This is a genomic window from Pseudohaemophilus paraphrohaemolyticus, from assembly GCF_003253115.1.
GTDB classification, from domain to species: Bacteria; Pseudomonadota; Gammaproteobacteria; order Enterobacterales; family Pasteurellaceae; genus Haemophilus_A; species Haemophilus_A paraphrohaemolyticus_A.
Window position 1 is genome coordinate 128160 of the sequence record NZ_QEQF01000002.1, and the last position, 12125, is coordinate 140284.

General features: G+C 38.6%; 14 protein-coding genes, 1 tRNA gene and 1 pseudogene. 9 read left to right on the forward strand and 7 right to left on the reverse strand.

The genetic code is table 11. The annotated features are described in order from the left end of the window. Window positions 1-14: 14 nt before the first annotated feature. The 6 genes from DPV92_RS03545 to DPV92_RS03570 all read left to right on the forward strand — a co-directional run bounded on the left by DPV92_RS03545 (window position 15) and on the right by DPV92_RS03570 (window position 6094). Window positions 15-1424, forward strand: a complete 1410-nt coding sequence (locus DPV92_RS03545; protein ID WP_111353713.1) for a YadA-like family protein — start codon at window positions 15-17, stop codon at window positions 1422-1424. A 190-nt stretch (window positions 1425-1614) separates the two neighbouring features. Next, on the forward strand, window positions 1615-2325 hold the full coding sequence (locus DPV92_RS03550) for a hypothetical protein (RefSeq protein WP_111353714.1): 711 nt from the start codon (window positions 1615-1617) through the stop codon (window positions 2323-2325). Between the two features lie 9 nt (window positions 2326-2334). Next, entirely contained in the window at window positions 2335-2880 is a 546-nt protein-coding gene (locus DPV92_RS03555) for a septation protein A (protein WP_111353715.1), read from the forward strand. A gap of 3 nt (window positions 2881-2883) precedes the next feature. Next, window positions 2884-3351: an acyl-CoA thioester hydrolase YciA gene (gene yciA, locus DPV92_RS03560; RefSeq protein ID WP_111353716.1), complete on the forward strand. Its 468-nt coding sequence runs from the start codon at window positions 2884-2886 to the stop codon at window positions 3349-3351. Window positions 3352-3377: 26 nt separating this feature from the next. After that, window positions 3378-3659 (forward strand): YciI family protein, encoded by a 282-nt coding sequence (locus tag DPV92_RS03565; protein WP_111353717.1) that lies wholly within the window; start codon window positions 3378-3380, stop codon window positions 3657-3659. Window positions 3660-3781: 122 nt separating this feature from the next. Continuing rightward, complete coding sequence (locus tag DPV92_RS03570; RefSeq protein ID WP_111353718.1) at window positions 3782-6094, forward strand: DNA internalization-related competence protein ComEC/Rec2; 2313 nt, start codon at window positions 3782-3784, stop codon at window positions 6092-6094. 4 nt (window positions 6095-6098) lie between these two features. Here the strand turns inward: DPV92_RS03570 and gdhA are convergent, their stop codons facing one another. From gdhA to DPV92_RS03595, 5 genes and pseudogenes are all read right to left on the reverse strand, one after another. Next, window positions 6099-7439, reverse strand: a complete 1341-nt coding sequence (gdhA, locus tag DPV92_RS03575) for an NADP-specific glutamate dehydrogenase (protein ID WP_111353719.1) — start codon at window positions 7437-7439, stop codon at window positions 6099-6101. Window positions 7440-7764: 325 nt separating this feature from the next. Further along, window positions 7765-8124 (reverse strand): outer membrane protein assembly factor BamE, encoded by a 360-nt coding sequence (gene bamE, locus DPV92_RS03580; RefSeq protein ID WP_005708693.1) that lies wholly within the window; start codon window positions 8122-8124, stop codon window positions 7765-7767. A 61-nt stretch (window positions 8125-8185) separates the two neighbouring features. Next, window positions 8186-9190, reverse strand: coding sequence for a nucleoid-associated protein YejK (gene yejK, locus DPV92_RS03585; protein ID WP_111353720.1), 1005 nt, complete (start codon window positions 9188-9190; stop codon window positions 8186-8188). A gap of 34 nt (window positions 9191-9224) precedes the next feature. Then, a complete protein-coding gene (locus DPV92_RS03590) occupies window positions 9225-9515 on the reverse strand; it encodes a HigA family addiction module antitoxin (protein ID WP_111353721.1) in 291 nt (96 codons plus the stop codon). 10 nt (window positions 9516-9525) lie between these two features. Beyond that, window positions 9526-9802, reverse strand: a pseudogene (locus tag DPV92_RS03595) (type II toxin-antitoxin system RelE/ParE family toxin). 140 nt (window positions 9803-9942) lie between these two features. Here DPV92_RS03595 and DPV92_RS03600 point away from each other — a divergent pair. The 3 genes from DPV92_RS03600 (at window position 9943) to DPV92_RS03610 (ending at window position 11278) form a co-directional block, all read left to right on the forward strand. After that, the gene (locus DPV92_RS03600; protein ID WP_111353722.1) at window positions 9943-10332 is read left to right on the forward strand and encodes a RidA family protein; all 390 of its coding nucleotides are present in this window, start codon (window positions 9943-9945) and stop codon (window positions 10330-10332) included. A gap of 55 nt (window positions 10333-10387) precedes the next feature. Then, window positions 10388-11122 (forward strand): peptidoglycan editing factor PgeF, encoded by a 735-nt coding sequence (gene pgeF, locus DPV92_RS03605; RefSeq protein ID WP_111353723.1) that lies wholly within the window; start codon window positions 10388-10390, stop codon window positions 11120-11122. Window positions 11123-11201: 79 nt separating this feature from the next. Then, window positions 11202-11278, forward strand: a tRNA-Ile gene (locus DPV92_RS03610). Window positions 11279-11424: 146 nt separating this feature from the next. On the opposite strand, the gene rplT is transcribed toward DPV92_RS03610, so the two are convergent. Both rplT and rpmI read right to left on the reverse strand, forming a co-directional pair. Further along, window positions 11425-11778 (reverse strand): 50S ribosomal protein L20, encoded by a 354-nt coding sequence (gene rplT, locus DPV92_RS03615; protein WP_005596075.1) that lies wholly within the window; start codon window positions 11776-11778, stop codon window positions 11425-11427. A 64-nt stretch (window positions 11779-11842) separates the two neighbouring features. Then, window positions 11843-12040, reverse strand: coding sequence for a 50S ribosomal protein L35 (rpmI, locus tag DPV92_RS03620; RefSeq protein WP_005596065.1), 198 nt, complete (start codon window positions 12038-12040; stop codon window positions 11843-11845). Window positions 12041-12125: the final 85 nt, after the last annotated feature.

Genomic DNA, 12125 nt, shown 5'->3' on the forward strand with positions numbered 1-12125 from the left:
AAAAGGAAATAAATATGAATAAGATCTACAAAGTCTTATGGAATCACTCTACTCAAAATTGGGTTGTTACATCAGAGTTATCTCGTGGGCATGTCAAGTCCTCAAGCTCAAATGAGACAAACACTCAACAAAAAAGCAAATTGCAAAAACGGATTTCTCTTCTTGCAATGGCTATAATGGGGATTTTTAGTTTACTTTCTACACCTGTAAATGCTTCTGGTGAAACACCTGTAAATGCTTCTGGTGAAACATCAAGAGATGGTGTATTGATTAGGAGCTACTTTGACAATAATGGAAATGGTAAGTATGACCCAGGTATCGATGATTTAATCAGTGAAGCTCCCCTCTATAATGGTACGAATGGTTCGAATGGTGCTGATGGTAAGAGCTCAACAGCTCCAACAATTGAAGTGGGTGAAAAAACGCCAGAAGGTGAAACCACTATTACCATTAAGAATCCTGATGGCACGAGCAAAAAAGTAATCGTGAAAGATGGTAAAGATGGTAAAGATGGTAAGAGCCCAACAATTGAAGTGGGTGAAAAAACGGCAGAAGGTGAAACCACTATTACCATTACTAATGTTGATGGCACGATCAAAACAGCCACTGTGAAAGATGGTAAAGATGGTAAAAACGCGGTAGCAGAAGTTACCAAAGAGGGTTCAAACCACGTTATTAAAATCACAGACGGTAACGGCAAAGTGACGACTACAACTGTGAAAGATGGTAAAGACGGTAAGGATGGCAAAGACGGTATTGGTTTCAATCCAGATGACGGTTTGAAATTCACGGGTAATAATGAAGTTGTGAATAACAACAAGCTTAATAGCACCGTTAAAGTGAAAGGTGAAGGCGTTTCTAAAGAGAAATCTGAGAAATTTCAGTCTGCGAAAGGTAATATCAACGTTAAATCGAATGGTAATGACACCTTAGAAGTTCAACTTACTAAAGATATTGATCTTGGTGATAAAGGATCGGTTACTACGGGTAAAACTGTGGTAAATAATGAGGGCGTAACAATCCATCATTCAGATCACAATCGAGTGGTATCAGTTACTGAGAATGGATTGAATAACGGCGGCAATCGCATTATTAATGTTGCTCCTGGTGTAAAAGGTACGGATGCTGTTAATGTTAACCAATTAAAAGGCGCTGTAACTAATATTCGTAATGATATGAATAAAATGGATAAAACTTTACGTGCAGGTATTGCTAGTTCTAAAGCAACCGGAGGTTTATATCAAGTTACTTCTCCTGGTAAATCAATGATTTCAGCAGGTATTGGTACCTATAAAGGTGAAAGTGCAGTTGCAATGGGTTATTCTCGTTTATCCGATAATGGTAAAGTTGGTGTGAAATTATCTATTGATACCAACAGTCGAGGTGATACAGGGACTGCAGCAAGTGTGGGTTACCAATGGTAATCTAGCTTATTGCTAAGCTAATCATTTAATTCAAAGCCTGAGCTCGAAAGAGTTCAGGCTTTTTTTATGTGTAATATTACTCTAAGAAATACGAAAAGCTTGTGGCAAAACTTAATGCACTTCAAGCTATCTATTGATATACTTATGAGCAATTTTTTTACTTTTTATTAACGAAAAAACAAGGATTTTTATGCCGATTAATTTTCCTCAATTATTACAAGATAGTTGGAATTTTATCCGAAATCGTCGTCAGTTTTCGCTAACAGCTATGGGATTATTGCTTGCTATTCAATTACTGGCAACCTTTGTGCTTTCTAATTTTATGGTTTCAGCTTCAGCTGTTTCATTGCTTCCCTCTCTCTTAATTGGTATTGGAAATATTTTTATTTCTGTGCTTTTAGTGCTTAATATTAACGATATTAATGTGGGCATATTCCAATCTTTTTTCCAAAATACGAGCAAAGCCTTGGCAAAACTGCTACCCGCGATTTCGCTTTACATTATTATGGTGCTGCCTCTTTCTTTCGGTATGTCGTCGATTTTATTTAGTAATATTTCAGGCAGTGGGGCAAGCATTTTTAGTTTACCCCTATCAGCAATTGGGATTTTTGTATTTGTGCGCTTAAATCTCGCTATTTATGTCTTTCTTGTTGAAAATTATCGTGTTGGACAAGCGGTCAAATTTATGTGGCAACTTGCAAAAGGCAAAATGGCAGCCCTTTTTGCTTATACATTATTAGCAAACCTATTACCAATTTTAATTACTGCTCTAGTTGGGCGTTTAGGCGATAATGTCGCAATTATGATGCTATCTTTCGTGATCTCTGCTTTTTTATCACTTTTTACCACCATTTTGGGCTTCCGTTTTTATCAAACCATTCGCCCAAAAACGGTTAATTAAGGATCAATGATGAAACAATTGCTTGAATTTATTCCTCTTATTCTTTTCTTTGTAGTGTACAAATTTTTTGGCACACAAGAAGCTGCGATTACGTTGGTCATCGCAACGCTTGTTCAACTAATTGTCCTAAAAATGCTCTATGGCAAAATTGAAAAAATGCAGCTTTTTATGGCTGGCTTTGTCGTTGTTTTCGGTGGGCTAACCGCTTATTTTAACGACGATGCCTTTTTAAAATGGAAAGTCACTCTCTTAAATGGATTATTCGGATTAGTGCTGTTAATTAGCCAATTTGTATTGAAAAATCCTATTATCAAACATCTATTGGGTAAAGAAATTTGCTTACCAGAAAACGTGTGGGCAAAACTCAATACGGGTTGGGCGATCTTCTTTATTATTTGTATGTTTCTTAACCTCTATGTAAGCCATTTTATGTCGAATGATGCGTGGTATACTTTCAAAGTCTTTGGCTTAACAGGTTTAAGTCTAGTAGCAACGATTTTAACGGGGGTGGTGGTTTACCCTCATTTACAAGAAAACCAACAGAACAAGGAATAACAAATGAAAAACGAACCTTATACAAAAAATCCTGATGGTAAGCTGATTTTACGTACACTGGCAATGCCATCAGACACCAACGCCAACGGTGATATTTTCGGTGGTTGGATTATGTCGCAAATGGATTTAGGCGGTGCGATTTTAGCCAAAGAATTGGCAAAAGGGCGTGTTGTAACCGTTACTGTCGATAAAATGATTTTCCACCTTCCTATTTCTGTCGGTGATGTGGTTTGCTGTTACGGCACATTAGTACGTTTAGGTCGCACTTCAATGCAAGTAAAAGTGGATGTGTTTATCAAACAAGTGTATGAAGGCACACGTGAACGCTTTAAAGTAACCGAAGCCTTATTCACTTATGTGGCAATTGATAAAGAGGGGAAACCTCGCCCAATTCCACGTGAAAATAACCCAGAATTAGACGAAGCATTGGCACTGTTAGAAACAAGCCAAGCCGAAGAAAAAACAAAATAAACATTTATTAACAGAAGGAAATAACGATGTATTACGTAATTTTTGCCCAAGACAACCCAAATATGTTGGAAAAACGCCTTGAAGTTCGCTCAGCTCATCTTGCACGACTTGAAAAATTGCAAGTTGAAGGCAGACTCTTAACCGCAGGCCCTAACCCGACAGAAGATGGCTCAAGTGTGACTGGCTCAACTGTAATTGCAGAATTTGATTCGCTGGCAGATGCTCAAGTTTGGGCTTCTGAAGATCCTTATGTAGAAGCTGGCGTTTACGGTGATGTGATTATTAAGCCGTTTAAGAAAGTATTCTAGTTTTGCATAATCCGCATATTTAATATGCGGATTTTATTTTTTCGATCGCGCTCGAAAATTTAAAAGAAAATTCTGCACACTTTTCTATTTCTCGGCATACTGTCTAGCAAAAACAGATTGCTATGACACTTGACCGCTTTTTCATTCTTCTTTGCCTCTCTTTCCTGCCCATTTTATGGCTGCCGCAACAGGCTTTGTTGTCTGTGATGTTGTTTGCCACACTCTTAATGCTTTACTTTGGTTTTAAACGCCAAATTTTTCCGTTTATGTTGGGCTTGGCAATGTTGTTAAGTTACGGGCAAGTTTTAAATATTGCAAATCAAGCAGAGAATTTCACCGCTTATAAAAGCTCACAACCGATTGAAATTGTTAAAATTTTAAAGCAACAAGATTATCAGACCGCAATTGGCAGGCTTACAAGCGGTCAAAATATCTATCTTAATTGGCAAGCGAAAACGCCTTTACAACTCAATGCTGTCTATCAAGCAGAGTTTAATCTTCGCCCCATTTCTGGACGAAGTAATATCGGCAATTTTGACCGTCAGCGTTGGTATTTTGCTAATCATATTGATGGGCTTGCAACCATTAGAAAAGCAGAATTGATTGATCAAACAAATTTGCCTTTTCGAACCCGATGGCTTAACCGAACTTATGAGCAAACACAATCCTTAGCAACACAAGGATTGTTACTTGCCCTTGCTTTCGGTGAACGTGCTTGGTTGAAATCAGAACATTGGCAAATTTTCCAACAAACCACCACTGCACATTTGATTGCCATTTCAGGGCTGCATATTGCTCTTGCCTTTGGTTTCGGCTTCTGGTTTGCCAAGCTAGGGCAATGGCTTATGCTCCGTACAAAATGTCGCTATGATTTTGTGCAACAAATCAGCTTTTCTTATCTGCTTCCTCACTTAATGGGCTTTGCTTTTGCGTTGAGTTACAGCTATTTGGCTGGGTTTACCATTCCAACCGTTCGAGCGATTGTTGCGATTAGTTTGGTTTTGCTTTGCCAATTCGCTCGCAGGCATTACACGCCCAGCCAATTTTGGTGGCGAATTGTTGCGATCTTGCTGATTTTAGACCCGATTACGGTGCTATCCGACAGCTTTTGGCTTTCTATTTTAGCCGTAGCAAGCCTGATTTTGTGGTATCGCTATTTCCCGCTAAAGCAGTTTGAGTGGCTTATTCCGCATTGGCTAAACCGTCCCTTTTTCAAGCCTATTTTATCGTTATTGCATCTACAAACGGGCATCTTTTTCCTTTTCTCGCCTGTACAATTTTTCTTTTTTGAAGGCTATTCGCCGCTCGGCTTTGTAGCCAATTTATTGATTGTTCCATTTTACAGCCTTGTGCTTGTACCGATTATTCTATTTACTCTTTTAACGGATAATCTGCTTCACACTTGGCAATTAGCGGACTGGTTAGCGCAATTTAGCTTATGGTTAATTGAACCGCTTTCTCATTCTTGGATAACACTTTCTTTGCAAAACCAATGGCATTTGCTGGCGTTTAACGTGCTGATTTTGGTGGGAATTTATGCCAAAAGCTGGATGAAATCTTGGCAATTTTTTGCCAAATTCAGCACGATTTTAGCCTCTATTTATCTAGCGGGGCTTTGCTACCTGAAAAAAGATCATTACATTGAATGGGTTACTTTTGATATTGGTCAGGGTTTGGCTCAAGCCTTGATTTACCAAGATACAAGCGGTCAAAAACAGGCAATTTTTTACGATACGGGGGCAAGTTGGGGAGAAGGTTCGCAACGCAATTCAATGGCAAATTTAGAAGTATTGCCGTATTTAAAACGCAATAATATTCAAATTAAAGCGATTTTTATCAGCCATGATGATAACGATCACTCTGGCGGCGTTGCCGAGCTGCTGGCTGAATACCCTAAAGCTCAGCTCTTTTCAAGTGGGCAGACGGCTTATGCTCAGCGTATCTCAGAGCCTTGTGTTGCGGGCAGAGAATGGTTATTTGACAGTATAAAGCTGACCGCAATTTTCCCTGAACAAATCACAAAGCGAGCAGAAAACCAACATTCTTGCACTTTATTAGTCGAAATAGACCGCTTGAAATTGCTTTTTACGGGCGATGCAGGCGTAGAGCAAGAGCGAATTTTTTCTCCGATAATTGGAAAAATCGATTTCTTACAAGTCGGGCATCATGGTAGTAAAACAAGCACAGGTGAGATTTTAGTGGCAACAACCAAACCTAATATTGCGGTGATTTCAGTTGGGCGTTGGAATGCGTGGAAAATGCCGAATAAAAATGTCGTCGAACGACTAGAAAAGCATGGCGTGCAGATTTTAGATACATCCAAAGTGGGTATGGTGAAGATTATTTTTGAGGAAGGAAAATATCAGATAAAAACAAGCCGAACACGAAGTTCGGCTTGGTATCAAGGTTATTTTAATCACAACCGTAAGGATTAGTTCATTATAAAACGCCTTGTTCTAGCATCGCGGTTGCTACTTTTTTGAAGCCTGCGATGTTTGCACCGTTTACATAGTTTACATAACCGTCTGCTTCTGTACCGTTTTCCACACAGTTTTCGTGGATTGCACTCATAATGCCGAATAAGCGTTGATCCACTTCTTCACGACTCCAAGATAAACGGATGGCGTTTTGGCTCATTTCTAAACCTGAAGTTGCTACACCACCTGCATTTGCCGCTTTACCTGGTGCGTAAAGGATTTTTGCTGCGATGAACACTTCCACACCTTCTAATGTGGTTGGCATATTCGCACCTTCTGCTACACAGATACAGCCGTTTTTCACTAACTCTTTCGCGGCTTCGCCATCTAATTCATTTTGGGTTGCACACGGAAGAGCGATATCACATTTCACGCCCCAAGGTTTTTGACCTTCGAAGTATTGAATGCCTTGCTCTGCTGCATAAACTGATAAACGTTCACGGCGTTCATTTTTAAGCATTAATAAATCCGCTAATTGTTTTTCAGTCATACCTGAATCTGGGAATAACACATAGCCATTTGAGTCTGAAACCGTTAATACTTTCGAGCCTTTTTGGATTGCCTTTTCCGCAGCATATTGTGCTACGTTACCCGAACCAGAAATCACCACACGTTTGCCTTCAAAGCCTTGACCGCGTGTTGCTAACATCGCATCAGCAAAGTACACAGCACCGTAACCTGTCGCTTCAGGACGAATTAAGCTACCGCCCCAAGTTAAGCCTTTACCTGTTAATACGGAAGCAAATTCGTTGCGTAATTTTTTGTATTGACCATACATATAGCCGATTTCACGACCGCCCACACCGATATCGCCAGCTGGTACGTCTGTGTCTGCTCCGATGTGGCGAGATAATTCAGTCATAAACGCTTGGCAGAAACGCATGACTTCCGCGTCAGATTTTCCTTTCGGATCGAAGTCAGAACCACCTTTACCGCCACCCATTGGTAATGTCGTTAATGCGTTTTTGAAAACTTGTTCAAAAGCTAAGAATTTTAATACGCCTAAATCCACAGTTGGGTGGAAACGGATACCGCCTTTATAAGGACCAATCGCAGAGTTCATTTGTACGCGATAACCACGGTTCACTTGCACGTTACCTTTATCATCCACCCAGGTTACACGGAAAGTAATTACACGTTCAGGCTCAACAATACGCTCTAAAATACCGTGTTTAGTATATTGCGGATTTTTTGCAAGGAACGGCGCTAAAGAACCGAAAACTTCTTCAACCGCTTGGTGGAATGGTGCTTGGTTAGGATCACGTTGTTTGATTTTTTGGAACAGTGCGTTTAAATCGCTCATGATGTACTCCTGTGTAAAGATAGTTTAAATTTGTTAAGGATGTTGTGTTTTGGAATGGCTCGCAATGTATCAAAACTTTTTTTGCTTGAAAAGAGGGATAATAAAAAATAATGTAATAAATTAGAAAAATTAGGTTTAAGTGATTGTTTTTTGAACTTAAAGCATATTGAAATGGTTTAAAAGGAGCCTTTTTAAGCAAAAATAAGGGAGGAAAATAAATTTTATAAATAGAAATTTTATGATTAAAAATTCTAATGTTTAATTTTAGCAAAAAGAAAGCGGTCATTTTCTTACAACGTTTTGTAGAAATCTAACCGCTTATCATTTATTGTGCTTTTTTTTCAACTACTTTCTGATTTTTAATATCATCAAGTTTAATATCTGTCACAATACCTTTATTATCAAAATAAACTAACAGAGTGCGTTGGATGGGATCATTATGCCCTTCGCGTTTGATGAAAACATAATCCCAACGATTTTCTGCAAAAACATCTCTTAACACAGGTGTACCGAGTAAATATTGCACTTGAACTTGATTCATCCCAATTTGTAACTGATCAATTTTATCTTGCTCTAAATAGTTACCTTGAGGAACATCAATGCGATAAACCACTTTTTTTACTGTTGAACAAGCTGTAACGCCCATCGCAAGTAAAATTATCGCTAAAAGAGATTTCATTTTCATATCAATACCTTAATAAATTGAAATTTGTCCAGATCATACCGAAATTGGCTGAAAAAAACTATCATTTATTGCGTTCAAGTTGATCACGCAAGTTTACGGGTAATCCTTTGATTGTTAAAGTGTCATTTAGTTCATCCCAAATTAAACGCTCACCTAATAATTCTGCATTAAAACTAATTGTTACCCCTTTACCTGAACCTGAATATTTGGTTAAGCCTTTTAAAGCACTACGAACTGGTGGGATAGACTCTTCCAAACCATACTCTTTTTCTTGAGTAAATTGAGCAAAATTTAACTCATTTAAGGTTGGTAAAGATTCGGCAAGCTCGTTGATCGCAATCTCTTCACCTTGATTGATTTGTCCTTTGCAATATTCAAATGCTTGTTTTTTAACTTCGCGAGTTTGTGGTACTGAAAGCTCGCCTTGTTCGCAGAAATCGTTTACCGCTTGCAATAAAGTTTGGTTTTGAACCTGTGGGTTTAACCCTTCTTCCGCACTTAAGAAATCCATAAAGAAATCAGCAACTTTACGCCCTACACGACCTTTAATAAAGGTAAGATAACGGTTTGAGGTGGCATTAATGCTAAGTTCCGTTAAGTTAATTCGGCAAGCAATATCGTATTGAGTGATGTCTAAATATTGAGTGCTTTTTACATCTAAATGGTCATCTACCAAGATGGAAGAACGGCTATCGATTAACGCAATAAAGAGATAATCAGTCGCTAAAAAATTATATCGACAGAGAATAAAAGTCCCGCCTGAAGCAAAAGGATATTTCGCTAATTCAGTCGCTAACATATTAGCAGATTGATGGCTAAATGCTAGAAAATCAGTCTCTTTTTCCAGAAAACGATTAAGCTGTTGTGCAAATACAGATTCTCTCTTGAACACACCATAGCCTTTTGCTTTACTCTGATAGGCTTGGTGTAATTGCAACATCATTTGCTCGGCAGCAGGACTAATAGGCAGTAATTCCTCACGCAATACCGTTTTGAGTTCCACATTCTCTCTTTCAACGTGATGCTGAATTTGGTGTAAAACAATTTCTTCTAAATTTATGCTCATAAAATCGGCTCTCTTCTTTTCTGTTTATTAAAATTTACGCACAAATAGGAATAATATTAAAATGAGCTGACTGACTTGCTTTCCATAAATCATAGTTTGCTTGTTGATAAAGCCAGCTCTCTGCAGATGGGCTATTTTCACCAAGCCATTGATGCAAACGAAGTGCCATATCTGCACTAATTCCCATTTTTCCATTAAGCAAGCGAGAAAGTGTTACTCTATTTACACCAAGTTGTTTGGCTGCCTCTGTCACTGTAAGCCCAAGTTCAGGCAAAATATCTTCTTTTAAAACTTCCGCTGGATGCGGCGGATTAAACATACGCATCATATTTCCTCTAATGATAATCTTGATAACTAACAACTTCAGCATGACCTCTTTCAAATTTAAAGGTCATGTGCCAGTTTTCCATTTACTTTTACAGACCAGCATCCTGCTAAATTCCCACTTAATTGGTGAAGCACCCAACCAGGTAAATTCATGTCGTTGGGTGTTTGGGTGCTATCAAGTCGAGCTAATATCCTTGCTAATTTTGACTTATTGACAACTTGAATACCTGCAGTTGAGCCTGTTAAGAAATACTCCAGTCCTTTATGCTTAAATGAAATAATCATTATTATCCTATCTTCTTACTTATTGTAGCCTGTTATGCAACAGCTGCAAATAAAAAAGAGATATTTTCTCTGTTTTAAAATAGAATTTTTTAGCATAAAATCGTATCGCTTATTTATTTTATTAAGATTAAGGAAATACTATGACTAAAGTCATTCACACAGAAAATGCCCCTGCGGCTATCGGACCTTACGTACAAGCGGTTGATTTAGGTAATCTTGTTTTCACATCAGGCCAAATCCCCGTTAATCCTAAAACAGGTGAAGTGTCGGCAGATATTACCGAGCAAGCACGCCAAGCGCTCGAAAATGTTAAAGCCATTTTAGAACAAGCAGGTTTGAGTGTTGCAAACATCATCAAAACAACGGTTTTTGTGAAAGATTTAAACGACTTCGCAACTGTAAATTCTGAATATGAAAAATTCTTCCGTGAAAATAATCACCCTGCATTCCCTACTCGCTCTTGCGTAGAAGTAGCTCGCTTACCAAAAGATGTTGGCTTAGAAATTGAAGCGATTGCTGTTCGTCCATAAGCTTACAAGCGGTTGTTTTTTCAAAATAAAATACAGAAATAAAAAGGGAGTGCGAATGAACGCTATTTATCCAGATTGGCAAGCACCGAAAAATATTAAAGCTCTCACGACCGTCAGAACGGGCGGTGTAAGTCTTCCGCCATTTGATAGCTTTAATTTAGGCGATCACGTTTGTGATGACCCCAAAGCAGTGCAACAAAATCGCTCTTTGCTAGTGGATAAATTTGACTTACCTCATCCGCCTCTTTTTCTCACACAAACTCACAGCACGAAAGTTATTGAGTTACCTTTTACGGGAAGCAATGTTGAGGCTGATGCGGTTTACACCCAACAAGCGAATCAAGTTTGCTTAGTAATGACCGCAGATTGTTTGCCTGTACTCTTCTTCAACAAAGAAGGCACAGAAGTTGCAGCAGCTCATGCAGGTTGGCGAGGTTTATGTGATGGTATTTTGGAAGAGACTGTCTCAAAATTTAAATGCCCAACTTCTGATATTATTGCTTGGCTAGGTCCCGCTATCGGACCAACCGCTTTCCAAGTAGGTGAAGAGATTATCGAACAATTTTGTGCCTTTGATTCTAATGCTAAACTAGCCTTTAGACCTGATCTCACTACAAGCGGTAAATTTCTCGGCAATCTTTACCAACTAGCGACTCAACGCTTAAACAGGCTCGGCATTACCGAAATCTCAGGCGGAGGACATTGCACTTACACAGAGCAAGATAAATTTTTCTCCTACCGCCGAGATAAGCAAACGGGTAGAATGGCATCTCTTATTTGGATTGAGTAGTTGCTTACTTTTTAAACGAACAAGCCGAAAAAGATAGACGAAATCAGTACTTTCTTTTATAATCTAAATCTCTTTCAATCCCCCCTTAGCTCAGTCGGTTAGAGCAGGCGACTCATAATCGCTTGGTCACTGGTTCAAGTCCGGTAGGGGGGACCATTTGATTTTCTCTTCTTTTATCAATTCTTGATTCACTTATAAATTAGTCATTATTAAATTAGTTATTATGTATCTATATGCCTTTCATACTGCTAGGTAATAAAAAAGGACACCAACAGGTGCCCTAATTTTATCTAAACTTTAAATTAAAGTGCAGATTTTGCTTTTTCAACTAATGCAGCGAATGCTACTTTGTCGAATACAGCGATGTCAGCTAAGATCTTACGGTCGATTTCAACAGACGCTTTTTTCAAGCCGTTGATAAATTTGCTGTAAGATAAACCGTTTTGACGTGCTGCAGCGTTGATACGTGCAATCCATAATTGACGGAATTGACGTTTACGTTGACGGCGGTCACGGTATGCATATTGACCAGCTTTAATTACTGCTTGGAACGCAACGCGATAAACACGTGAACGCGCACCATAATAACCTTTAGCAGCCTTAAGAACTTTCTTATGGCGTGCTCTTGCAATAACACCACGTTTTACACGAGCCATTATTTAATCTCCTAATGTATATTTAAAAACTAAAATTCACTAAAGTACGTCTTCACGCAAACGCTTATGCGTATGGTAAACACGCTACTACTAATACTTGGTCTGCTTTCGCTACCATTGATTTGTGGCGTAAGTGACGTTTACGTTTAGTGGTTTTCTTAGTCAAAATATGACGTAAGTGAGATTGTTTACGTTTGAAACCGCCTGAAGCTGTTTTCTTGAAACGCTTAGCAGCACCACGTACTGTTTTAATTTTAGGCATTGTTTTAAAAACTCCGCATTGTTTTGTTAATCATTAGTAATCAGGCGAATATTATTGCTAACATTACTTGTAAAGCACTGATTAC